Source organism: Azospirillum brasilense (genome assembly GCF_022023855.1).
Taxonomy (GTDB): domain Bacteria; phylum Pseudomonadota; class Alphaproteobacteria; order Azospirillales; family Azospirillaceae; genus Azospirillum; species Azospirillum brasilense_F.
Map to the genome: position 1 here is coordinate 1,199,449 of NZ_CP059449.1, position 23,240 is coordinate 1,222,688.

At 71.6% G+C, this 23,240-nt stretch carries 21 protein-coding genes; 7 read left to right on the forward strand and 14 right to left on the reverse strand.

Annotated features, from left to right (window positions below):
- The first annotated feature begins 7 nt into the window (after positions 1–7).
- Positions 8–835: a ModD protein gene (gene modD / locus H1Q64_RS05730; RefSeq protein WP_237904733.1), complete on the forward strand. Its 828-nt coding sequence runs from the start codon at positions 8–10 to the stop codon at positions 833–835.
- Positions 836–856: 21 nt separating this feature from the next.
- Here modD and H1Q64_RS05735 read toward each other — a convergent pair whose 3' ends face one another.
- Positions 857–1,159 (reverse strand): 4a-hydroxytetrahydrobiopterin dehydratase, encoded by a 303-nt coding sequence (locus H1Q64_RS05735; protein WP_137139450.1) that lies wholly within the window; start codon positions 1,157–1,159, stop codon positions 857–859.
- A 150-nt stretch (positions 1,160–1,309) separates the two neighbouring features.
- Between H1Q64_RS05735 and H1Q64_RS05740 the strand changes: the two genes are divergently transcribed.
- Positions 1,310–1,723, forward strand: a complete 414-nt coding sequence (locus H1Q64_RS05740; RefSeq protein ID WP_035669725.1) for a metallopeptidase family protein — start codon at positions 1,310–1,312, stop codon at positions 1,721–1,723.
- A 1-nt stretch (position 1,724) separates the two neighbouring features.
- Here the strand turns inward: H1Q64_RS05740 and H1Q64_RS05745 are convergent, their stop codons facing one another.
- Complete coding sequence (locus H1Q64_RS05745; RefSeq protein ID WP_237904734.1) at positions 1,725–2,315, reverse strand: uracil-DNA glycosylase family protein; 591 nt, start codon at positions 2,313–2,315, stop codon at positions 1,725–1,727.
- 14 nt (positions 2,316–2,329) lie between these two features.
- The gene (gene cobB / locus H1Q64_RS05750) at positions 2,330–3,091 is read right to left on the reverse strand and encodes a Sir2 family NAD+-dependent deacetylase (protein WP_237904735.1); all 762 of its coding nucleotides are present in this window, start codon (positions 3,089–3,091) and stop codon (positions 2,330–2,332) included.
- A 69-nt stretch (positions 3,092–3,160) separates the two neighbouring features.
- Between cobB and H1Q64_RS05755 the strand changes: the two genes are divergently transcribed.
- A complete protein-coding gene (locus tag H1Q64_RS05755; RefSeq protein ID WP_237904736.1) occupies positions 3,161–3,634 on the forward strand; it encodes a low molecular weight protein-tyrosine-phosphatase in 474 nt (157 codons plus the stop codon).
- A 10-nt stretch (positions 3,635–3,644) separates the two neighbouring features.
- Here H1Q64_RS05755 and H1Q64_RS05760 read toward each other — a convergent pair whose 3' ends face one another.
- From H1Q64_RS05760 to H1Q64_RS05800, 9 genes are all read right to left on the reverse strand, one after another.
- A complete protein-coding gene (locus tag H1Q64_RS05760) occupies positions 3,645–3,842 on the reverse strand; it encodes a DUF1127 domain-containing protein (RefSeq protein ID WP_237904737.1) in 198 nt (65 codons plus the stop codon).
- Positions 3,843–3,949: 107 nt separating this feature from the next.
- The gene (gene gcvA, locus H1Q64_RS05765; protein ID WP_237904738.1) at positions 3,950–4,846 is read right to left on the reverse strand and encodes a transcriptional regulator GcvA; all 897 of its coding nucleotides are present in this window, start codon (positions 4,844–4,846) and stop codon (positions 3,950–3,952) included.
- Between the two features lie 93 nt (positions 4,847–4,939).
- Entirely contained in the window at positions 4,940–5,263 is a 324-nt protein-coding gene (gene trxA / locus H1Q64_RS05770) for a thioredoxin TrxA (RefSeq protein ID WP_014238663.1), read from the reverse strand.
- 211 nt (positions 5,264–5,474) lie between these two features.
- Positions 5,475–8,945: a double-strand break repair helicase AddA gene (gene addA / locus H1Q64_RS05775; RefSeq protein ID WP_237904739.1), complete on the reverse strand. Its 3,471-nt coding sequence runs from the start codon at positions 8,943–8,945 to the stop codon at positions 5,475–5,477.
- Positions 8,946–9,093: 148 nt separating this feature from the next.
- Positions 9,094–12,072 (reverse strand): double-strand break repair protein AddB, encoded by a 2,979-nt coding sequence (addB, locus tag H1Q64_RS05780; protein ID WP_237904740.1) that lies wholly within the window; start codon positions 12,070–12,072, stop codon positions 9,094–9,096.
- Positions 12,073–12,186: 114 nt separating this feature from the next.
- Entirely contained in the window at positions 12,187–12,966 is a 780-nt protein-coding gene (locus H1Q64_RS05785) for a nucleotidyltransferase family protein (RefSeq protein WP_237904741.1), read from the reverse strand.
- A 2-nt stretch (positions 12,967–12,968) separates the two neighbouring features.
- Positions 12,969–13,982 (reverse strand): aminoglycoside phosphotransferase family protein, encoded by a 1,014-nt coding sequence (locus H1Q64_RS05790; protein ID WP_237904742.1) that lies wholly within the window; start codon positions 13,980–13,982, stop codon positions 12,969–12,971.
- Positions 13,979–14,491 carry a tRNA (adenosine(37)-N6)-threonylcarbamoyltransferase complex ATPase subunit type 1 TsaE gene (tsaE, locus tag H1Q64_RS05795; RefSeq protein ID WP_237904743.1) on the reverse strand — a complete coding sequence of 171 codons (513 nt, stop codon included), beginning with the start codon at positions 14,489–14,491 and terminating at the stop codon, positions 13,979–13,981. The genes H1Q64_RS05790 and tsaE overlap by 4 nt, the downstream gene beginning before the upstream one ends.
- A gap of 32 nt (positions 14,492–14,523) precedes the next feature.
- Complete coding sequence (locus tag H1Q64_RS05800) at positions 14,524–14,955, reverse strand: hypothetical protein (protein WP_237904744.1); 432 nt, start codon at positions 14,953–14,955, stop codon at positions 14,524–14,526.
- Between the two features lie 211 nt (positions 14,956–15,166).
- Here H1Q64_RS05800 and H1Q64_RS05805 point away from each other — a divergent pair, with 211 nt between their 5' ends.
- Positions 15,167–16,189 carry an NAD(P)/FAD-dependent oxidoreductase gene (locus H1Q64_RS05805; RefSeq protein WP_237904745.1) on the forward strand — a complete coding sequence of 341 codons (1,023 nt, stop codon included), beginning with the start codon at positions 15,167–15,169 and terminating at the stop codon, positions 16,187–16,189.
- A gap of 66 nt (positions 16,190–16,255) precedes the next feature.
- On the opposite strand, the gene H1Q64_RS05810 is transcribed toward H1Q64_RS05805, so the two are convergent.
- Positions 16,256–16,834: a Spy/CpxP family protein refolding chaperone gene (locus H1Q64_RS05810; protein ID WP_237904746.1), complete on the reverse strand. Its 579-nt coding sequence runs from the start codon at positions 16,832–16,834 to the stop codon at positions 16,256–16,258.
- Positions 16,835–17,020: 186 nt separating this feature from the next.
- Between H1Q64_RS05810 and H1Q64_RS05815 the strand changes: the two genes are divergently transcribed.
- The 3 genes from H1Q64_RS05815 to H1Q64_RS05825 all read left to right on the forward strand — a co-directional run bounded on the left by H1Q64_RS05815 (position 17,021) and on the right by H1Q64_RS05825 (position 20,786).
- Complete coding sequence (locus tag H1Q64_RS05815) at positions 17,021–17,746, forward strand: response regulator (protein ID WP_237904747.1); 726 nt, start codon at positions 17,021–17,023, stop codon at positions 17,744–17,746.
- Between the two features lies 1 nt (position 17,747).
- On the forward strand, positions 17,748–19,127 hold the full coding sequence (locus H1Q64_RS05820) for an ATP-binding protein (protein WP_237904748.1): 1,380 nt from the start codon (positions 17,748–17,750) through the stop codon (positions 19,125–19,127).
- A gap of 297 nt (positions 19,128–19,424) precedes the next feature.
- Positions 19,425–20,786: an NAD(P)/FAD-dependent oxidoreductase gene (locus H1Q64_RS05825; RefSeq protein WP_237904749.1), complete on the forward strand. Its 1,362-nt coding sequence runs from the start codon at positions 19,425–19,427 to the stop codon at positions 20,784–20,786.
- Positions 20,787–20,796: 10 nt separating this feature from the next.
- On the opposite strand, the gene H1Q64_RS05830 is transcribed toward H1Q64_RS05825, so the two are convergent.
- Positions 20,797–23,208: a PAS domain-containing sensor histidine kinase gene (locus H1Q64_RS05830; RefSeq protein WP_237904750.1), complete on the reverse strand. Its 2,412-nt coding sequence runs from the start codon at positions 23,206–23,208 to the stop codon at positions 20,797–20,799.
- Positions 23,209–23,240 lie beyond the last annotated feature (32 nt).

Here is a 23,240-nt window from a genome sequence, read left to right on the forward strand (position 1 = left end):
ACCGCCGATGATCGTCCTGTCCGATGCCGCGCTCGACGCGCTCCTCGCCCAGGACGTTCCCTACGGCGACCTGACCACCGACTCGCTGGGCATCGCCGCCGCCCCGGCGCGCATCCGGTTCACGGCGCGCGGCGCCATGGTGCTGGCCGGGACGGAGGAAGCCGCCCGCCTGATCGAGAAGGCCGGCGGCACGGTGACGTCCGTCCGACCCAGCGGCACGGCGGTTGAGGCCGGGGCGCCCTTCCTGGAGGGGCACGAACCGGCGGGCGCCCTGCACCGCGGCTGGAAGGTGGCGCAGACGCTGGTCGAATACGCCTCCGGCATCGCCTCCCGCGCCCGCCGCATCGTCGAGGCCGCCCCCGGGGTGACCGTCGCCTGCACCCGCAAGAATTTTCCCGGCGCCAAGGACCTGTCGGTCAAGGCGGTGCTGGCCGGCGGGGCGGTGATGCACCGGCTGGGCCTGTCGGAAACGATCCTGGTCTTCCCCGAACACCGCGCCTTCCTGTCCGGATCGCCGGAGTCCTGGATCGCCGATCTGCGCCGCCGGGCGCCGGAAAAGAAGATCGTGGTGGAGGTCGACACGGTGGCGGACGCCATTGCCTTCGCCCGGGCCGGGGCCGACGTGCTGCAACTGGAGAAGCGCACGCCGGAGGAGGCCCGCGCGGTGGTCGCGGCGACGCGCGGCCTGCCGCGTCCGCCGGTCGTCGCGGCGGCCGGCGGCGTGACGGAGGACAACGCGGCGGCCTACGCCGCCGCCGGCTGTCCGCTGCTGGTCACCACCGCCCCCTTCTTCGGGCGCCCGGCGGATGTGGAGGTGGTTCTGGAACCGGCGTGACGCGCTCCGGGCGTGCGACGATCAGCGGTCGCGGTTCGGAGCGATCTGGTCCACGCGGTGGGCGAAATCGACGTCGGCCTGGGTCAGGCCGTCGGCGCTGCGGGTGCACAGGATGATCTCCACCCGGCCCATGTCGTTGAACCATTCCGGATGGTGGTTCACCCGCTCCGCCAGCAGGGCGACCTGGCTCATGAAGCCCCAGGCGGCGGGGAAGTCGGGGAAATGGTAGGTCTTGCGGATCGCGTCGCGCTCCAGAACCTCCGCCCAGCCGTGCAGTTCCTTCAGCGCGGTCTGCCGCTTGGCGCCCACCAGCTTGTCCGACATTCCTTCCCCCGTTGTTGGTTGGCCTGTACTTCGTTGGTCTGTGCAAGGCGTAACGGACACGGATCGATTGTGGATCAAATCGGTGTTCCGGTCCGCCTTCCGGTTTAGCGCCGCTTGGCCTGGGCGGCAAGCGGCGCTACCTTCCCCCGTATGATGCGCAAACCGGCACACACCCACACCGTTCCCCCCTCCACCCCCGACCTCGAGCGGATGGCCGAGGACGCGTTGGAGACGATTCCGCGGGAACTCCTGGCCCCCATCGCCAATCTGTCGATCCATGTCGAGGATTTCCCCGACGAGGAGACCGAACGCGAGATGGAGCTGGAGAGCCCCTTCGACCTGCTCGGCCTCTATCGGGGCGTCGATATGACGCGGCAGAGCGTCGCCGACCTGCGCAGCGGGCCGGACATGATCTTCCTCTACCGCCGCCCGATCCTGGACTACTGGTGCGAGACGGGCGAGGACCTGTTCGCCATCGTCCGCCACGTCCTGATCCACGAGATCGGCCACCATTTCGGCCTGTCGGACGAGGACATGGAGCGCATCGAGGCCATGGAGGGGTGAGTCACCCGTCCAGAGCCTCGTCCACGCGGCGGCGCAGGGCAGGCACCAGCTCCGCGTCGAACCAGGGGTTCTTCTTCAGCCACGCGGTGTTGCGCCAGCTCGGGTGGGGCAGGGGCAGGAACTCCGGCAGGTAATCCCGCCACGCCGCCACCGTGTCGGTCATCGTGCGTCGGCGGCGGTTTCCCAGATAGTGGGCCTGCGCGTAGCTGCCGACCAGCAGGGTCAGCCGCACCCCGGTCAGGGCGGCGCGCAGAGGCGGGTGCCAGAGCGGCGCGCATTCCGGGCGCGGCGGGTAGTCGCCGCCCTTCGGCGCCGTGCCGGGGTAGCAGAGCCCCATGGGGACGATGGCGATCCGGCTCTCGTCGTAGAAGGCGTCACGGTCCATGGCCAGCCACTGGCGCAGCCGGTCGCCGGACGGGTCGTTCCAGGGAATGCCGCTGGCGTGCACCCGCGCGCCCGGCGCCTGCCCGACGATCAGCAGGCGGGCGGACGGGCTGCCGCGCAGCACCGGGCGGCAGCCGTGCGGCAACACTCCCGCGCACAGCCGGCAGGCGCGGGCCTGCTCGAACAGTTCCTTCAGGTCACCAGTCACCTTCAGGTCACCAGTCAAAGGCTCAGCAGCTCGGTCACGAAGGCCGGGACCAGCTCGGTCGCCGGGCCGTTGACGGAGTCCGCGAACAGGCTGGCGCCCGCCGACGGCTCCAGGTTCAGCTCCACCGTCAGGGCGCCGGCGTTGCGCGCCTCGGCCACGAAGCCGGCGGCGGGGTAGACGTTGCCGGAGGTGCCGATGGAGACGAACAGGTCACAGGCGCCCAGCGCGCGGTAGATCCGCTCCATCTGGTAGGGCATCTCGCCGAACCACACCACGTCGGGGCGCATGCCGCCCTTGCGGGTGCAGGACGGGCAGACGTCCTCCACCGACAGGTCGCCGGTCCAGTTTTCCACCTTGTTGTGGCAATGGCGGCAGAAGACGGCGTTCAGCTCCCCATGCATGTGGATCAGCGTTTGCGACCCGCCGCGCTCGTGCAAATCGTCGATGTTCTGGGTGACCAGCAGCAGGTCGCCTTTCCAGCGCCGCTCCAACTCGGCCAGCGCCCGATGGGCGGCGTTCGGCTGCACCGCGGGGTCGCGCAGGCCGCGCCGCCGGTCGTTGTAGAAGCGGTGCACCAGAACCGGGTCGCGGGCGAAGCCCTCCGGCGTGGCGACGTCCTCCAGATCGACCTTGGCCCAGATACCGTCGGCGCAGCGGAAGGTGTCCAGGCCGGATTCCTTGGAAATGCCGGCCCCGGTCAGGATGACGATGGAGTCGGTCGGCTTCAGATGATTGGCGATGGTCGTGATGGCGGCGGTCATATTGGCGATGGTCATGGCGCCCTGGCGGGTTCGGGGAACGGCTGCTAGATCTCGGACCGGGAAAGCAGAGAGGAGGAGGCCGGGATGGTCAAGGTCCTGTTCGTGTGCACGGGCAACATCTGTCGGTCGCCCACCGCGGAAGGTGTGTTCCGCGACCGGGTTCGGCAAGCCGGTTTGGCGGGCCGCATCGGCACCGATTCGGCGGGCACCCACAGCTATCATGTGGGAGAGGCGCCCGACCCGCGCAGCCAGCGCGCGGCCAAGGCTCGCGGGGTGGATCTGTCGGACCTGCGCGCCCGCAAGGTGACCGCGGCGGACTTCGTTGACTTCGACTACATCCTGGCGATGGACGGCGGGCATCTGGCGCAGTTGCGGCGCATGGCCCCGCCGGACAGCCGGGCGACGGTCGCCCTGTTCCTCGATTACGCCCCCGACGCACCGAAGCGCGAGGTGCCCGACCCCTATTACGGCGAGGGGCTGCATTTCACCGAGGTTCTGGACCTCTGCGAGGCCGGGGCCGAGGGGCTGTTGGAGGCGATCCGGCGGGACCGTCTGTAAACCGCGACCTTCACCGCCAGAGAGACTTCTGCGCCTCGGTGACGGCGTCGTAGCGGGTGATGCCGATGTCCCGCAGTTCATAGTCGGAGAGGGACAGCAGGGCGTCGCGCTGGCGGCGCTCCTCCCGGAAGCGGGCGATCCAGGCCAGCAGCGTGTGAAGGCGGTGTGCCGGTGACGGTGCGGTGCGGGGGAGGACGTGCAGGGTCATGGTGACCTCCGGGGGGTGCGATGGAAGCACCAGCATCGGGCTGTCCCCGCCGCTCCGGCAAACGGGACCTTTTCATCGTCGGGTGAGCGGATTTCACCCGAAGCGGGTCACCGCCCCTGAGCGAACTCCGCCCGCATCCAGGAGCGGAAGGCGGCGACCTCCGGGCGGCGCAGGCTGTCTTGGGCGGTGACCAGCCAATACGCGCTTTTCGCGCGCAGGCGCGGCCCCATCACCTCGACCAGCTGGCCGGACGCCAGCTCCGGGTCGATGGTCGGGCGCCGTCCGATGATGACGCCCAGCCCGCGCACCGCGGCGTCCACCGCCATATGGATCGCGTCCAGCCGCAACCCGCGCTTCAGCCCGTCGTCCAGCGCCGACGGCGGCAGGCCCGCCGCCTCGGCCCAGGCGGTCCAGTCCTCCGACACGTCGGCGACGTGGAGCAGCGGGACGGTGGCGAGGTCGGCGGGGCAGGCGATGCGCGCCGCCAGGGCGGGGGCGGCCACCGGGACGAGATCCTCCTCCATCAGCTTCAGCGCGGCCAGACCGGGCCAGTCGCCACGGCCCAGCCGGATGCCGGCGTCGATGCCGTCGCGGGGGAACTCGACCACCCGGTGGGCGGTGTCGAGCGCCACCGTGATCGCCGGGTGACGCTCCTGGAAGGCGGGAAGGCGGGGAATCAGCCAGCGCAGGGCGAAGGTCGGGGCGGCGCTGACCGACAGCCGCCCGTTGGGCTTGCGGCCCGGCACGCTTTCCGTCGCCAGCGCCAGCGACTGCAGCGCGTCGCGCACGCGGGGCAGATAGGCGTGGCCGGCGGGGGTCAGCGACAGGCTGCGGTTGCCGCGCAGGAACAGTTCCACCCCAAGCCAGTCCTCCAGCGTCTGGATGCCGTGGCTGACCGCGCTGGGGGTAAGATGCAGCTCTTCCGCCGCCGCCTTGAAGCTCTGGTGGCGGCCGGCGGCCTCGAACAGGCGCAGGGTGTTGAGGGGCGGCAGTCGGTAGGCCATGGTCCGCGCAGTCTCCGACAGGCCGCAAGGCCGCGCAAACAAAAAGCCCCGCCGGAGGGGCGGGGCTTTTCGATCGTCCGGGGACCGCTTGGCTCAGAGAGCCTCGTCGACCCACGTGAACAGGGCGGTCTTCGGCAGGGCGCCGATCTTGGTGGCGGCGACGTTGCCGTTCTTGAACAGCATCAGCGTCGGGATGCCGCGCACGCCGTACTTGGTCGGGGTGCCGGGGTTGTCGTCGATGTTCAGCTTGGCGACGGTGACCTTGCCGCCATACTCCTTGGCGAGGTCGTCGAGCGCGGGAGCAATCATCTTGCAGGGGCCGCACCACTCCGCCCAGAAATCGACCAGGACCGGACCGTCGGCCTTCAGCACGTCCTGCTCGAAGCTGTCGTCGGTGACCTTGATGGGATCGCTCATGTGACCTCTATGCCTGGGTTCAGGGGCACCGCCGCGCCGATTTTCCACCGGCGGCGGACCCATCCCTCATCGGTGGAATTTGGCAAAATGTATGACCGACCCCCCTCACCGGTCAAGCCGGGGCGCGAATGCGGTCTCGTCAACCCAATCCGCCGCCCCGTGCAACGCGGCCGGGGGTGAAAAGTTCCAAAGGCGGACTATCGCGCGCGCCTCACTCCGGAAGTTCCATCAGGGCCGGGGTGTCGGTCCACAGCAGGACGCAGCGCACGGCCTTGTCCGGGTAGATGGCGCGCAACGCCGCGCGGTAGGCCTCCATCTGGCGGACATAGACGGGCGGCACATCCTCCGCCCGGACGGGCGGCGGGCGGTTGGTCTTGTAGTCGACGATCCACACCGCGTCCTCCTCGATCACCAGCCGGTCGACCCGGCCCGACAGGGCGCGCCCGGTCACCAGACCGACCACCTCCACCTCGGCGCGGGAGTTGGGGCCGAACAGCCGGGCGAAGCGCGGATCGGTCAGGACGCGCATCGTTTCGGATGCGATTTCATCCTGGCGCTCCGCCGTCAGCTCATGCCCGGGGCGGGCGAGGTAGCGTCGGGCGGCAGCCTCCCGCGCGTCGGGCGGCAGGTCGGGCAGGGTCTGCATCAGCCGGTGGATCAGCAGGCCGCGCTTGAAGCGCGCCCCGTCGTCCTCGCCGAGCGGGGAGCGCATCGCCGGCTCGTCCCCGTCCGGACGGGAGGGGGTGAGGGGGCGCGACGGCTCCGGCTCCTCCGGGGCGGCGGCGGTCAGCCAGGGCGGGGCTTCCTGCGCCGCCAGCACGCGGCCGGCCCCGGCGCCGTCCGGCTTGGGCACGGCGGTCTGCGGGTCGGCCAGCCGCCAGCCCTCGCCGCTCCAGCCGTCCGGGCAGAGGGTGGAGAAGTCGAAGGGGTGCGGCACGCCGATCTCGCCCATCGCGGCCTCGACCAGCTTGTACCAGCAGGCCTCCGACGGCTCCTTCTTGCCCTGGTAGCCGCAGACGTACAGCCGGTCCTCGGCGCGGGTCAGGGCGACGTACAGCAGGCGCCTGTACTCCTGGTCGCGGCGGCGGTTGGCGCGGGCGCGCGCCTCGGCGCACAGCGCGTCCTCCTGCGAGCGGCGGGCGGCGAAGAGAGGGACGGTACAGCCCTCGTCGGGCCAGAGGATCGGCGGGCTCTGGGTCGGCGTGCCCAGCGTGTCGGGCAGGAAGACGATGGGCGCCTGGAGCCCTTTGGAGCCGTGCACCGTCATGATGCGTACGCGTCCGCCGCCCTGCTCCAGCTCGCGCTTGATCTCCGCCTCGCTGGCCGCCAGCCAAGCCAGGAAGTTCTGCAGCGAGGGCGGTTCGGTCTTCTCGAAGGCCAGGCATACGGCCAGGAATTCGTCCAGCGGGTCCTGGGCGTCGGGGCCGAGCCGCTTCAGGAGGGCGCGGCGGCCCGACCCGTCCGGATCGGCTGGGCAGGGGGCGGCCAGCAGCCCGGCAAACAGCTCGTAGGGCGCCAGAAAGTCGGTGCGGGCGAGCTGGCCGCCCAGATAGCGGCGGGCCGGGCGGTAGGCCGGGTCGTCCTCCGCCTTCGCCACCAGCGCCCGCCACAGCGTGCCGCGCCGCCCGTGGGCGAGGTCGAAGAGCTGGTCCTCGGTCAGGCCGATCAGCGGCCCCTTGAGGACGGTGGCCAGCGTCAGGTCGTCTTCCGGCAGCAGCAGGAACTCGCACAGCGCCATCAGGTCCATGACCGCCAGCTGCTCGGTCAGCACCATGCGGTCCACGCCGGCCACGGGAACGGCGCGGTCCTTCAGGGCGCGCACCAGCTCCGTCACGAAGGCGGTGCGGCGGCGGACCAGCACCATGACGTCGCCGGGCTGGATCGGCCGGCCGCGCGACTCGAGCGACTCGCCGCGCTGGGTCCAGTCGCGGATGGTGTCGGCGATGACCGCGGCCAGCCGGGCCGACGGCGAATCGGCGGCCTCGCGCTCCACCGGGGGCGCCCAGGCGGGCGGGTCGGCGGCCTCCGCCGGCTTCACCGGGGGCCACAGCTCGACCAGACCGGCATGGCCGCGGCGGAAGGCGCGGTGGCGGATCACCGGGTTCGTTTCGGACGCGACACCATCCTTGGCGCCGTCCAGCCGGAACACCGCATCCACGGTCTGCAGCACGGTGGCGGTGGAGCGGAAGGAGATGTCCAGTTCGACCGCGTGCCAGTCGCGCTCGGCCGCCTTGGCGCGGGTCTGGAAATGGCGGCGCATCCGGGCGAATTCGGCGGGATCGGCGCGCTGGAAGCTGAAGATCGACTGCTTTTCGTCGCCCACGGCGAAGACGGTGCGCGTCGTCTCGCCCCCGTCCCGGGCGCTGAGGCCGGCGAAGAACTCCTCGGCGATGGAGCCGACGACCTGCCATTGCTCCGGGTTGGTGTCCTGGGCTTCGTCGATCAGGATGTGGTCCAGCCCGCCGTCCAGCTTGAACAGCACCCAGGGCACGGCGGGCACGCCGTCCTTGCCGCGCAGCAGCGCGTTGGCCGACAGGATCAGGTCGTCGTAGTCGAGCAGCGCCTTGGCCTTCTTCTTCGCCTCGTAGGCGTGCAGAAGGGCCTCGGCCAGGGTCAGCAGGGCGGTGGTGGAGGCGGCGACACCGGCCGAGCGAACCCGTTTCATCAGCGAAACGAGCCGCTCCGCCTCACGCTCCAGCGCCGTCAGGGCGGCGGGGAAGGATGTGGCCGGCTTCTTGGTGATCAGGGTCTTGCGTGCACCGCCCTCCGCCGTCAAGAAATGGCGGGCGTAGATCTGGAAGGCGCGCACACGGTTTTCCGCGGCGTCGAGCCAGCTCTGGATGCCGACTCCGCGCTCCTCGTCGGTCTTGCTGCCGGTGGACAGCGCGCGGCAGGCGTCGCGCAGGCTCGTCCCGTCGAAGGCGTGGTCGGCGCAGGCCTCGCGCAGGATCGCCGCCTCGGTGATGCCGGGCGGCACGCCCAAAGCCTCGTGGACCGCGTCCACCGCGCCGTCCAGCCCGTGAAAGCTCTCGAACAGGCGCTGGATCCGCCCGCGCTCGCTGGCCAGCTCGGCCAGGATGTCGGCGAACTCCTCGGCGTTCAGCTCGGCGGTCAGGCGGGCCATCGCCTTGCCGAGCGGGCTGTCGGGGGCGGCGCGCCCGGCGTGCAGCACCTCGTCCCGCGCCTCGGTCAGCAGGCCGGCGGCGGTGCGCTCGTCCATCACCTCGAAATGCGGGGCGAGTCCGGCCTCCAGCGGGAAGCGGCGCAGCAGCGACTGGCAGAAGGCGTGGATGGTCTGGATCTTCATGCCGCCCGGACAATCCACCACCTGGGCGAACAGCCGCCGGGCGATGGTGCGGGTCTCCACGCTCGGCCGCTCGCCGCAGAGGTCGGCGAGCCGATCCTCCAGCCCCTCGTCGGGCAGGGTCGCCCAGATGCCCAGCGTGCGGTTGATGCGGATGGACATCTCCGCCGCCGCCGCCTTGGTGAAGGTCAGGCAGAGGATGCGCGCCGGCGCGGTGCCGGACAGCATCAGCCGCAGCACGCGGTCGGTCAGCACCTTCGTCTTGCCGGACCCGGCGGAGGCGCCCACCCAGACCGACGACAGCGGGTCGGAGGCGAGCCGCTGCGCGACGTTGGGGTCCAGCGGAAGCTCGCGGACGGGGAAGTCGAGGACGGTCATGGGCGGGTCGTCATGTGTGAGGCGTTGCCCCCACCCTCCCCATGCTGCGCATGGGTCCCCTCCCTCCCCCGCTGGGCAGGGGAGGGCCTTGATTCCCTCCCCTGCGAAAGCGGGGGAGGGTTAGGGTGGGGGTTAAGATGTGTGCTCATCACCCCTCACCCCCATCGCCACCCGCCGACCATTCCTGCACCCGCGCGAGGTGGGCGTAGTCGGTGTAGCGCGGGGCCATTGCCGGGCGGGGGCAGGAGCGGTAGGGGGTGGCAGGGTCGTCGAAATGGCGGATCAGTTCCTCCAGCCCGGCGCGGGCCTCGGTGGCGAGCGTCGCCGGGTCGCCCTTCACCGCCTTCTCCTCGCCCGGCGGGTCGCCGCCGGACAGGCGCCAGAAGGCCAGCTCGGCCACCCGGTTCTTCGCCACCCCGGCGAAGCCGCCGGCCTCGGCCATGGCGGCCTCCAGCGGGAGCTGCGGGGCGAAGCCCAGCTCGATCTCGCGGGTCGAGGGCGGGGTGCCGGTCTTGTAGTCGATCAGGACCAGCCCCTCGCCGCCCGAATCGATGCGGTCGGCCTTGGCGGTCAGCAGAAAGGGACCGGCGGGGCCGCTCAGCGCCAACTCGCCCGACACCTCGGTGGCGAGCGGCTTCAGGGTGCGGCGGCGGTCGCGCTCCTGCCCGACGAACCACTCGGCGATGCGCTCGAAGCGCGGCCACCAGAAGGCCCAGACGTCGGGATGGCTGTGCAGCAGCGGGCCGAAGGACTCGCGCCCCATCGCCAGCAGCCGGTGCAGTGCGCCGTCGGGCAACTGGCCGGGATAGGCCTTCACGAAGGCGTCCAGGGCCGCGTGGATGAACTGGCCGCGGTCGGCGGCTCCGGGGTCGGCGGCGATGGGGTCGAGCTTGCGCAGGCGCAGCACATGCTCGGCGTAGATGGCGTAGGGGTCGCGCATCCACTTCTCGATCTTGGTGACCGACAGCTTGCGCGGGCGGGCGGACACGGGCGGGCGCGGCTCCGGCGGGGCGACGGGGCGCACGGCGTCCGGCTCGTCCAGCCCGCGCGCCCAGGCCAGCCAGGGCTCCCCGGCCAGCTCGATCCGCCCGTCCAGACCCAGCGCGCGCAGCACCGTCTCCAGCCGCAGCAGCCAGCGCGACGGGACGGTGGGCGTGCCGTCCACCCGCTCCGCGCGGGTCAGCACGACCTCCTCGGCGCCGCAGGCGTGGGTGAAGTCGTGGGCGGATAGGCCGACCATGCGTTCCGGGCTGGGCAAGCCGAAGTCGCGGCGCATCGGGCGCGACATCCAGGGATCGGCGTCAGGGTCGGGCGGCCAAGTCCCCTCGTTCAGCCCGCCGAGGATCAGCAGATCGAAATGCTGGAGGCGCGCCTCCATGGGGCCGAGGATGTAGAGGCGCGGGTGCAGGCCGAAGCGCGGGCGCACCGGGCGCATCGCCATCAGCGCGTCGAGCAGCGCCGGATAGTCCTTGCCGGGAACGGCGGGGAAACCGTCCGCCGCCTCCAGCAGCTCATGGACGAAGGTCGCGGCCTCCTCGCCGTCGTCCTGCCGCCACAGGAACTCCGACCCCGGTGCGTCGGTGCGCGAGGCCAGCGCCTCCGCGAAGGCGACGTGCGCGCGGACGAGGTCGCTGAGCGGGGCGTCGCTGAACAGCACCTCCATGAAGGGGGTGGCGAGCGTTTCGAGATTTTCCAGCCAGCCGAGCAGGGTGGCCTGCTGGTCCGGGTGGTCGAAGCGGTCGGCGGCCTTCAGCGCGGCGATCAGCCCGGCGAAGCCCTCCGCCGGGCGGGGGCCGCGCAGCACGGTGCGCTCCAGCGCGCGGGCGGAGCGGCGGAACTCCGCCGGGTCGTGCCCGCCGGCGGCCAGCGGGTGCTTGGCGAGCGCCAGCAGGGCCAGCGGGTGGGCGCGGCTGGCGGCCAGCTCGGCGGTCAGGCGCAGATAGGTGCCGACCGCGGTGTGGACCAGCGGCTGGCCCGCCGAGTCGTTGACCGCGATGCCCCAGCGGGTCAGCGCCATGGCGACCCGGCGCGCGAGGTTGCGGTCGGGGGAGACCAGCGCCGCCGTTTTGCCCGGCGTCTCCAGCGCGTGACGGAGCAGGAGCGCGATGACCGACGCCTCCTCTTCCGCGGTCGGGGCGTCGATGCGGGTCAGCCCGTCCAGGGCCGCGGCGTCCAGCCCGTCCAGCTCCCGCCAGCTTTCCGTGGTGGCGGCGGGACGCATGGCCTCCGCCAGCAGGCGGGCGCGGGCGGCCCGCGGCTCCTCCGCGTCGTTCCAGCGGCGGACGGCGGCGCGGCCAACCGACAGCCGGTCGAGCAGGTGGGCGAGGCCGTGTTGCGGGTGCGCCTCGTCGGCGCGGATGGCGTCCCAGCTCGCCTCGTCGGCCTCCAGATCCAGGCCGGGCAGCACGACGGCCCCCTGCGGCAGGGCGGCGACCACCGCCAGCAGGTCGGCGGAGGCCGGGATGGAGCCGGTGGAGCCGGCGGCGATCACCAGCCCCTGCGGCGGCTCCGCCCGCCAGAGCGCGGCCTGGGTCTGAAGCACGAGGTTGCGGCGCTGCGCGGGATCGGTCAGTGCGCTGGCGCCGAGAATGGCCGGCCAGTGCTCCGTGACGATCTTCAGGAACTCCAGCGTCACCTGCCAGTGCTGGGCGTAATCCTCCGGCACCAGCGAGGCCAGCCGGTCGAAGGCGACGTTCTCCGTCCACACCGCGTCGATCAGCCGCCCCAGGTCGGCGCCCAGCCGCACCGCCTGCGCGGTGGTGGCCGACACGCCGGTCGCCTGGAGGATCAGCCGGGCCAGCATCATCTGGCGCTTCAGCCCGCTGATCGGGTCGGGCAACTCCAGCGGCACGCCGGGCAGCTCCTCCGCCGAGGTCAGGCTGAGCGAGGCGGCGTCCAGTTCGCCCAGCGGGCTCATCCGCGGCAGCAGCATCGGCTGCCCGCCGGAGCGGCGCAGGAAGGCCTCGCGCAGCGAGCGGCAGGAGCGGCGCGTCGGCAGCAGGACGGTCACCCCGGCCAGCGCCAGCGGGTCGTTCCCCACGCGGTCCAGGATGCCCGCGGCGAGCTGGTCCACGAAGGACACGCCGGTGGGAATCGAATAGACCTTGGGCTCCGCCCTGCCGCTCATGCCTGCCCCGGAAGCTGTATCGTCAGACGCGCGAGGATACTAGATGTGGGGCAATGAGACCACAAAGCGTCAAGGAATACAAAAATTCTCACAAAGGGACGGTTGGGTGGCCTGTCAGGTGGTGACCACCGACACGTCGCTCATCGACAGCATCTCCTCCGTCTCGGCCAGCGCGTCGGGGGTGCCGATGTGGAACCACAACCCGTCATGGGCGAGGCCGAAAAGACGCCCGGCCTCCTGCGCGCGGTCCCAGACGCGGTTGGTCGAGAAGGCGCCGTCGGGGGTGTCCTGCGCGAACAGTTCCGGCTTCACGATCTGGACGCCGGCGTAGACGAAGGGGGCGATCTCCATCTCGCCGCGCCGGGTCAGCCGGCCCAGCGGGTCCATGTGGTAATCGCCGCGCCCCTCGTAGCCCACCGCCTTGGTGGTCGCCATCAGCAGGAGGAGCGCGTCCATCTCGTCCGGATTCCAGTGGCGGGCCAGCCGCGCCAGGGTGGGGGAGGGGCCGTCGAGCCACAGGATGTCGGCGTTGACCACATAGACCGGGTCGGCGCCGAGCAGCGGCAGGGCCTTCTTCACGCCGCCGCCGGTCTCCAGCAGCGTGTCCTCCGGCGACAGGGTGATGGCCGGGGTGGTCCGCCCCGCCAGATGGGCGGCGATCATCTCGCCCTTGTAATGGCTGTTGACCACCGCGGAGGCCACGCCGGCCTCTTCCAGCCGGTCGAGCGCGTGGTCGAGCATCGGCTTGCCCATCACCGGGATCAGGGGCTTCGGGCGCTCCAGGGTCAGCGGGCGCATCCGCAGGCCCAGCCCGGCGGCCATCACCATGGCCTTATGGGGGACGGTCGCCACAGGCGGCGTCTTGGTACGGGTCTTCTTCGAGACAGGCGACATAATCAATCCGGCTCCGGAACGACAAGCTCCGCGCGGGTACCCGGCGGCAGATGACGGGCAAACCAGTCGGCGACCGGGGCCAGTTCGGGCTTGGCAAGCTGGCCTTCCAGAAGCCGCCAGACGCGCGGCAGGTGAAGGAGATAGCCGCGTCGGCGCTGCAACGCCAGACGCACGAAGATGGCGACGATGCGGGTGTGCCGGATCGCGCCCAGAACCGCGTAGGAGCGGCGGAAGGCGCCCCAGTCCCGATCCGGGAAGGCCGTCCGGTAGCGGTCGAGCAGAACGCCCTCCAGCCCGGCGGGCAGGTCGCGGCGGGCGTCCTCCAGCAGCGACACCAGATCGTAGGCGACGGGGCCGAGCCCGGCGCTCTGGTAATCGATCAGCCCGGCCGCCCGCAGGCCGGGCCGGGGCAGCCGCATGACGTTGTCGACATGGTAATCGCGCAGCAGCAGCGACTGCGGCCCGGCGCAAGCCTCCGGGACGACGGCGGCCCAGGCCGCGTCGAAGTCGGACCGGGCCTCGTCCGACAGGGGTTTTCCCGTCGCCGCGGGCAGGTAGACGTCGGCGAACAGCGCCACCTGCTGCGTGAACAGGGCCGCGTCGTAGAGCGGCAGGTTCAGGCAGGCCGCCTCCTCCACGGGGAAGCGGCGGTGCAGCTCGATCAGAACGTCGGTCGCCAGTTCGTAGAGCGGGCGCGGCTCCTCCCCCGCGTTCAGCAGGCGGGTCAAGGTGCCATCGCCGAAATCCTCCTGAATGGCGAGCCCCGCCTCGACCTCCGCCGCCAGGATGGCGGGGACGGAGAAGCCCAGCCGGTCCAGCGTCGCGCCGATGGCGATGAAGGGCACCAGATCCTCGGCCGGGACGGGGGTGTCGACCAGGATCAGCGTGTCGCCGTCCAGCGTGGTCAGGCGCTCGTAGCGGCGTGCCGAGGCGTCGCCGGCCAGCGGCTCGCGTTTGGCCCCCTCCAGCCCGTGGCGGGCGAGGAAGGCGGCGATCTGCGACGCACGGTCGGTCACGGCCCCTCCAGTCCGGAAAGGCCCAGTCCGGTGAGGTCGAGGGCGTGCAAGCGCGCTTCCCAGACGCCATGGCCGGTCAGGGTGGCGCGGCGCTCGGTCGGCCCGGCGAAGCTCATCGCGACGTCGAGACGGTCGGCGGGCAGCAGCGGACCCAGCCGGTCCGGCCATTCCACCAGCAGGACGGCCTCGGCGCGGGCCTCGTCCCAGCCCAGCTCGGTCACCTCGTCGGGGCCGGACAGGCGGTAGAGATCGAAATGCCAGACCGGGCCGATGTCGGTGTCGTAGGTCTGCACCAGCGTGAAGGTCGGGGACGGCACCTCCGCGTCCTCCTCCGTCACGGCGCGGATCAGGGCGCGGCACAGGGCGGACTTGCCGGCGCCCAGGTCGCCGCGCAAGGCGACGAGGTCGCCGGGAGCCAGCGCCGCGGCCAAACGGCGGGCCAGCGCGGCGGTCGCCTCCTCGCTCGGCAGCGTGACGGCGCGCGTGTGGGGGGAATCGGTCTGGGTCATGTCACGGGATGCGGTCAAATCAACGGCGGCAATCAACGTCGCGAGGCGGCCTTGCGCGGCACCGGGCCGGGGGAGGGGGAGGGGGCGGGCTCCGCCCCTTCGATGCGGTCCTCCACCAAGCGCGGGGGCTTCTTGAAGTTCATGGTGATCATCAGCGTCAGGGCGCCGTTGATCAGGTGGATCATCTTGTCGGATTCGACGGGCAGGGGGATCTTGCGCCCCATGCAATAGGACACCAGCGCCGCCGCGACCTCGGACTCGTGCAGGGTCATGCTGCGGTCGTCACCTTCGTCCCCGGTGACCTGGATCAGCGTCTCCACCCCGCCGCCGCCGGGTTGGCCGGGACGGTAGGTGACCTTGCCGACCGTGCCGTTGGGTAGCGGCTCGCGCATCCGGCGGCGGCGGTCGAGCACGGCCTTCACGACCTCCTGGTCGGTGAACACGAGGCAGCGCAGCTCCTTCATCGCCAGTCCTTCATCGCGGGCGCTCCGGCACGGGGAAAACGCGCAAATCCTACCCCACCGCAACCGCACTCCCAGAAGGAAATCGGCGGAACCGCACCCATTTTGCGCGCGCCGTTCGCTTACCCCGTGCAGGGCGGGGTTGACCGGGGGCGCGAAACCGGACAATTGAAGGCGTCATCGTTCCCCCCGTTTGCACAAGGCAGCGCGTCCCATGTCGCACACCGTCCATCGCACCGACGTCGTCATCGTCGGCGCCGGCCCCGTCGGTCTCTTCGCCGTGTTCGAATGCGGCATGCTGAAGATGCGATGCCATGTGGTGGACGCGCTGGACATGGTGGGCGGGCAGTGCACTGCGCTGTACCCGGAAAAGCCGATCTACGACATTCCGGCCCACCCGGCCATCGAGGCCGCCGACCTGATCGACAAGCTGGCGGAGCAGGCCGCCCCCTTCAACCCGACCTATCATCTCGGCCAGCAGGTCGAGAAGCTGACCCGGACGGACGAAGGACGTTGGCTGGTGGAGACCAGCATCGGCACCCGGATCGACACCCAGGCGGTGATCATCGCCGCCGGCTGCGGCGCCTTCGGCCCCAACCGCCCGCCGCTGGACGGGCTGGAGCAGTATGAGGGCACGTCGGTCTTCTACATGGTCCGCCGCAAGCAGGACTTCGCCGGCAAGCGCGTGGTGATCGCCGGCGGCGGCGACTCCGCCGTGGACTGGACGCTGTCGCTCGCCGACGTGGCGGAGAAGGTCTATGTCGTCCACCGCCGGCCCAAGTTCCGCGCCGCCCCGGAAAGCGTCGCCCGCATGGACGTCCTGGTCCGCGAGGGCAAGGTGGAGATGGTGGTGCCCTATCAGCTCTCCGGTCTGGTCGGCGGGAACGGCCAGCTCTCCGCCGTGCGCGTCGCCACGCTGGACGGCGAGGAGAAGGACCTGCCGGCCGACGCGCTGCTCGCCTTCTTCGGCCTGTCGATGAATCTGGGGCCGATCGCCGAGTGGGGCCTGAACCTGGAGCGCAGCCACATCGGCGTCAGCCTGCCCGGCTGCGCCACCAGCGCCCCCGGCGTCTACGCCATCGGCGACATCGCCACCTACCCCGGCAAGCTGAAGCTGATCCTCTGCGGCTTCTCCGAGGCCGCGCAGGCGGCCCACGCCATCCACCCGCTGGTCCATCCGGGCGAGGCGCTGCACTTCGAATACTCGACCTCCAAGGGCGTTCCCGGCGCTGAGTAAGAACGGAAACGGGCCGCCGGGGGTACCGGCGGCCCGCTCCGTCAGCGGCTGACGGGAGGCATGAGATCAGCCGCCGCGGGGGCCATTACCCGGACCCGGACCGCGGCCGGGGCCTTCGCCGTGCATCGGGCCGTGACCGTGGTGGCGCATGCCCGGACCACCCATGCCACCGCCCATCATGCCGTGCCCGGCGCGGTCGAGGAAGCGGTCGGCCTGCTTCTGCTGGTCCGGGGTAAGCTGGGCGTAGAGGTCGGTCAGCGCCGGGCGCACCTGCTGAAGCTGGGCGAGGCGGGCCGACATCATGGCCTCCATGCGCTCCAACCGGGCCGGGGCGGCGGCGGGCATCGGCTGGTCCTTGTACTTGGCGCAGAGGTCCTGGGTGGGCTTCTGGCTCGCGTTCGCGGCGTCGACGAACTTGGTCCAGGCGGCGCGCTGCTGGTCGGTGATGTTCAGCTTCTTCTCGGCGTAGGCCAGCATGCCGGCCAGCCGGGCGTCCTGATCCTCGCACATCCGGGAGAAATGCCGGCCGCCGTCCGGACCGGGGCCAGGGCCGGCGCCGGGACCCGGCTGCTGCTGGGCGAAGACCGGCACGGCGAGGCCGAGGCCGAGAACCAGCGCGGCGGTGGTCATCATAGCGCGTTTCATGGGGATGCTCCTTGTTATCGACGGGGTCTTGCGTTCCCGATGACCCCGATGATGGGCCGGCAACGTATCCGGTTGATGTCCGGCCTTCCGTGAATTGGTAACGCTGTGTAACAGCCAGCCTCCCCGTAACGTGGCGTTACACATTTCTTCTTCACCCCGGCGCCCGCGCGTCGGATCATGCGTTCCATGGACCGCACCCCTCACCTGCTGGTGGTCGACGACGACCGCGAAATCCGCACCCTCCTGTCGCAGTTCCTGACGCGGCACGGCTTCCGCGTCACCGGGGCCAAGGACGGGGTGGAGATGATGCGCACGCTGGACAGCGCGCGCGTGGACCTGATCGTGCTCGACCTGATGATGCCGGGGGAGGACGGGCTGAGCCTGTGCCGCCGCCTGCGCGCAGCCCCCGACACGGTGCAGACGCCGGTCATCATGCTGACCGCGATGGGCGAGGAGACGGACCGCATCGTCGGGCTGGAGATGGGCGCCGACGACTATTTGGCGAAACCCTTCAGCCCGCGCGAGCTTCTGGCCCGCGTCAAGGCCGTGCTGCGCCGCGCCTCCGGCCCGCCGGTGGCCGGCGGTGCGGCGGGCAAGACGCTGGGCTTCGAGGGCTGGACGCTCGACCTCGCCAAGCGGGAGCTGCGCTCGCCCGACGGGGTGCTGGTGCAGCTTTCCGCCGGGGAGTACGACCTGCTGGTCGCCTTCGTGGAGCATCCGCAGCGGGTGCTGACCCGCGACCAGCTGCTCGATCTGGCGCGCGGCCGCTCGGCGGTGCCCTTCGACCGCTCCATCGACGTGCAGGTCAGCCGCCTGCGCCGCAAGATCGAGCCCGATCCCGCCGATCCCACGATGATCAAGACGGTGCGCGGCGGCGGCTATCTGTTCACCCCGGCGGTGACGGGGGGCTGAGATGGAGACAGCCCGCAAGAGCCGCCTGCTGGTGGCCCGGCGCTGGCTGCCGGACAGCATCGCCTCGCGGCTGGTGCTGACCGTGGTGCTGGCGCTGCTGCTGACCCAGGCGGTCAGCGCGCTGGTCTATCTGACCGACCGCCCTCCGGGACCGCCGGCCCACAGCATGCGTGTCCTCGTCCAGCGCGTCACCGCCATCGTCCAGCTCGTGGAGAGCACCCCGCCGCAGGAGCGGCGGCGGCTGGTCAAAGCGATTGACGACCCCGTGCTGCGGGTGGACTGGAATCCCGAGACGCCGCGCTTCGCCAACCAGCGCGAGGGCTTTCCCTTCGACCGGCTGCGCCGCGCCATCCGTGGCGAACTGGACGATCCCGACCGCGCCGTGGTGGTCGAGGTCCGGCGGGAACGCCCGATGCCCGGCCCCTTCCCGGTGGACGAGCACCGTTGGGGCACCGATGTCCGGCTGTCGGTGGGGCTGAAGGACGGGTCCTGGCTGACCTTCGTCGGCGGCGACCCGCTGGAGGGGCCGTTCCGGCTGCTGCGCTTCGCGCTGTGGATGGCCGGCATCGTCGGGGCGGTGGCTCTGGTCTCGGTCTGGACGGCGCGCCGCATGACCGCCCCCATCGCGCGCTTCGCCGACGCGGCGGAGCGGCTGGGCGTGGACGGCGAGGCACCGCCCCTGCCCGAAGCCGGCCCCCAGGAGTTGCGCGCCGCCACCCGCGCCTTCAACCGGATGCAGGCGCGTCTGGCCCGCTTTGTCGCCGACCGCACGCAGATGGTGGCGGCGATGAGCCACGATCTGCGCACCCCGCTGACCCGCCTGCGCCTGCGCGCCGAACTGGTCGAGGACCCGGAGATGCAGCGCAAGATGCTCGCCGACCTCGACGAGATGGCGGCGATGATCAACGCCACGCTGGCCTTCGCCCGCGACGACGCCAAGCACGAGCCGCGCGGCCCACTCGACCTCGCCGACCTGTTGCAGAGTCTGTGTGACGACCGCGTGGACGCCGGTCACGAGGCGGCCTACGAGGGGCCGGCGCACGCGACGGTGGACGGGCGCCCGGTGGCTCTGCGCCGCGCCTTTGCCAACCTGATGGACAACGCCATCGCCTATGGCGGCGGCTTGACCGTGCGCTTGCGGCCCGCGGACGGGGAACTGCGGGTGGAGATCGAGGATAGCGGCCCCGGCATCCCGGAGGCCGAGTTCGAGAAGGTCTTCGCCCCCTTCTACCGGCTGGAGCGCTCGCGCTCCCGCGACACCGGCGGGGTGGGGCTGGGGCTGGCCACCGCCCGCACGGTGGTGCGCGGCCACGGCGGCGACATCGCGCTGGCGAACCGCCCGGAAGGCGGCCTGCGGGTGACGGTGACCCTGCCACGGTGAGCCTCATGGACCTCGCCTAGGCATAGGTCTCGGAAACGTTGCCCCCACCCTAGCCCTCCCCCGCTCTCGGCGGACCGAAGGTCCGCCTGTCGCGTCAGCGCAAACCTGTGGTTTGCGCGAGAGCTGCGCAGGGGAGGGGACTGCCGCCGCTTCGCGATCCCCTCCCTCCCCTGCGAAGCGGGGGAGGGCCGGGGTGGAGGCAACGGTGGTCTATGTTTAGGTTCCGGAATGCACCGCAACATCGGCGGGGCATCGCTGGTTATCGGTGCAGGATCGTCTTGACCGGAGACCATCGCCGTGCCGCAGATCGACCGCACCCCCTCGCCCGTGGACAGCCGCCCCCATGTCGTGATCGTCGGCGCGGGGTTCGGCGGACTGGCCTGTGCGGAGGCCCTGGGGGGGACGAACATCCGCGTCACCATCATCGACCGGAACAACTATCACCTGTTCGTGCCGCTGCTTTATCAGGTGGCGACCGCCGCCCTGTCGCCCGCCGACATCGCCGAGCCGATCCGCCGCATCGTCAGCCGGCACCCCAACATCGACGTGGTGATGGGCGAGGTGACCGGTGTCGACCGCGCGGCCAAGCGGGTGGAGCTGGCCGACGGCAGCTTCGTCCCCTACGACCGGCTGGTGCTGGCCACCGGCTCCTCCTACAGCTATTTCGGGCACGACGACTGGGCGGAGATCGCCCCCGGCCTGAAGACCATCGAGAACGCCCGGCGGATCCGCGCCCGGCTGCTGATGAATTTCGAGCAGGCCGAGATGTGCGAGGACCCGACCCGGCAGAAGGCGCTGATGACCACCATCGTGGTCGGCGGCGGCCCCACCGGCGTGGAGATGGCCGGGGCGGTGGCCGAGCTGGCCCGCTTCACGCTGGCCCGCGACTTCCGCCGCATCGACCCGCGCACCGCCCGCGTCCTGCTGGTCGAGGCCGGGCCGCGCATCCTGTCCACCTTCCCCGACGACCTCGGCCAGTACGCCCGCCGCAAGCTTGAGGAGCTGGGCGTCGTCGTGCTGACCGGGCAGGCGGTGGAGAGCATCACGCCGGAGGGCGCCACGGTCGGCGGGCGCTTCATCCCGGCGGGGGCCATCGTGTGGGGCGCCGGGGTCAAGGCATCGCCCGCCGGCTCCTGGCTGGGGGTGGAGACCGACCGCAGCGGGCGCATCCCGGTCAACGCCGACATGTCGGTGCCGGGCGTGCCGGACGTCTACGCGCTGGGCGACACGGCGGCGCTGGCTGGCGACGATGGCACGCCGCTGCCCGGTCTGGCCCAGGTCGCCAAGCAGCAGGGCGAGCATCTCGGCGGCGGGCTGGAGGCCAGCCTGCTGCGCGGCCAGCCGCTGGAGCCCTTCCGCTTCCGCAACCGCGGCAACACCGCCATCGTCGGGCGCAGCGCCGCCGTTTTCGATTTCGGGACGCGCAAGCTGAAGGGCTGGTTCGCCTGGGTGCTGTGGGCGATCGTCCATGTCTATCTGCTGGTGAACTTCCACAAGCGGATGCTGGTCACCATGCAGTGGCTGTGGCGCTGGGCCACCTACCAGCGCGGCGCGCGGCTGATCACCACCGACCGTCCGGTGTCGGCGGCCGAGTCCGTCACCTCGCCGCATGGCGGGAGCGCCGAGCCCTTCCGGGACGTGAGGCGCGGCCAGGGCTGACGGCTTCGGATCAGGAGAGCTTTGGATCGGAGGTGGGCGGAAGCGGCAGGACGCAACGGAAGCGGGTGCCGTGGCCCGGCCACTCCTCGACCTCCAGCCGCCCGCCGTGCAGCTCCATGACGTTGCGGACCAGCGACAGGCCGAGCGCCGCGGCCCCGCGCGGGTCGTTGCGGTCGTAGCGCGAGGGCAGGGCGGCCTCGCCCGGCCCGGCGCCGCTGCCCACGGTCAGCACGAGGGCGCCGGCGGTCCGCTCCCCCGACAGCTGGATGCGGCGGTCCGTCGGCGGGTGGCGGATGGCGCCGACGACCAGGGTGAAGAGCGCCTGCTTCAGCCGCCGCTCGTCGCCCTCCACCTCGCCCAGCGCCGACGGGGCGGTGAGGTCGAGGCGCAGCCCCTCGCGCCGCGCCCATTCGCGCGTCAGCTCGCCCACCGTCTCCAGCAGGTCGGGCACGTCCACGGTGCCGCGGTCCAGCGTGGTCACCCCGGCCCCCAGGCTGGTCATGTCGACCACGTCGTCGATCAGCTCCAGCAGCCGCTCGCCCGCGTTCAGCACGCCCTTCACATACTCGATCTGGCGCGGGTTCAGTTCCCCGAAATACTGGTTCGCCAGCACCTCGGCGAAGCCGATGATGCCGTTCAGCGGGTTGCGCAGATGGTGCGAGACGTTGGCGATGAACTCGCTCTTCAGCTGGTCGGCCGCCTCCAGCGCGGCGTTGGAGGCGCGCAGCGCCTGCTCCAGCCGGGCGCTGTCGGTGACGTCCAGATAGCTGTTCAGCACCGCCCCGTCGGGCAGCGGCAGGGTGGAGAACTCCACCACCGACCCGTCCGCCCGCTCCAGACGGCCCGAGCGCACGGCGCGCTCCAGGGTCGCGCCGATCATCTCGTCCTTCAGGCTGTCCCAGTCGCCGCCGTTCTCCAGAAAGGGCCGCATCCGCTCGAACAGGCCAGAGATGTGCGGCTCGCCCAGCAGGTCCTCGTCGTCGAGGTCCCAGACGCGCGCGAAGGCCGGGTTGGACAGCTTCAGCCGCCCGTCGCCGCCGAACACCGCGATGCCTTCGGCCAGATTGTCCAGCGTCTCCTGCTGCACGGCAATCAGCGTGTTGTAGGAGGATTCCAGGGCCAGCGTGTTGGTCACGTCCTCCAGGATCTGCATCAGCCCGCCCAGCGGGTGGGGGGCGGCGAGGCTGCGCAGAGTCGTGCCGTCCGGCAGGTGCATCAGCTCCTCGACCGGCTCCAGCAGGCGGGTGTAGCGGCTCAGCCGCTCGCGCTTGTAGCTCTGGTAGTCGGCGTATTCGGGCAGGCGGCGGCGGGTGCGCAGCTCCTCCAGGATCTCGCCGTGGGTGGGCTGGCTGCGCAGCCAGGACTCCTCCAGGTCCCACAGCCGGGCGTAGGCTTGGTTGAAGAAGGTCAGCCGCGTGTCGGCACCGAAGATGGCGATGGCCGCACCCAGCCGCTCCAGCACCTCGCCATGGGCGGCGAGATGGCGGCTCAGTTCGCCGCGCATCTCCTCCACCGCCGTGACGTCCAGCGCGTAGCCGACGACCAGCGTGCCGCCGCCGTCGGGGGCGGGCAGGGGGGCCTCGGTGACCTCCAGCAGGCGACGCTCGGTGCCGATGACGGTGGAGACCCGCTCCGACTGGGCGACCCCGCTGCGAAGCGCGCGTTGCGCCAGGGAGCGCCCGGCGTCGCTCAGCTCCTTGCCGCTTTCCGGCACGGCGGCGGGGTCGGAATCCACGGCACGGGCGTAGGAGCGGTTGCACCAGGACAGCGTCTGCCCGGCGCCGCGCAGCCACACCGGCAACGGCAGGGCGTCCACCGCCGCGCGCAGCTCGGCCAGCGCCGATTCGGCGTCGCGCTGTTCGCGGGTGAGCGTCTCCCGCTCGGTGCAACGGTCGGTGATGTCCTCCAGCCAGACGACGTTCTGGTGTCCGGCGTCCCGGTGCCCGGCGCCTTCCGTTCCTTCGGACAGCCCGCCGGCCCGCCGCCCGCTCAGCAGCAGGCGCCGCCCGCCACGGGTCGTGGCCTCGATTCGGAAGCCCTCGCCCCCGCCGCGCAGGCGGCGGATGGCCTCAGCGACCCGAGGGGCGTCGGTGTCGGCGAAGGCGCCCGCGATGTCCTGGCCGAGCGCGGCACCGAGCAGCCCGGCGCAGCCCGGCGCCGCGCTGACGGCGCCATCGGCGCTCCAGGCGCACCAGGGGTGGGGGGAGGCGGCCAGCAGGGCCTCCAGGCGCGCCACATCGGCCGCCAGCCGGTCGCTGCGGCGGCGCTCCCTGCCGGTCCAGAACAGTCCGCCGAACCCGGCGGCGCCGAGGACGCCGGCAAAGCCCAGCACGGCGGGCGAGCCGGAGGGCCCGGCCATCAGGCCGACTCCCACCGCCAGCCCCAGCGCGGCGAAGGCGTATGATCGGGTCAGGACACTCACGCGGGTGAGACTAGTCCACGCCTCCCGGCGGA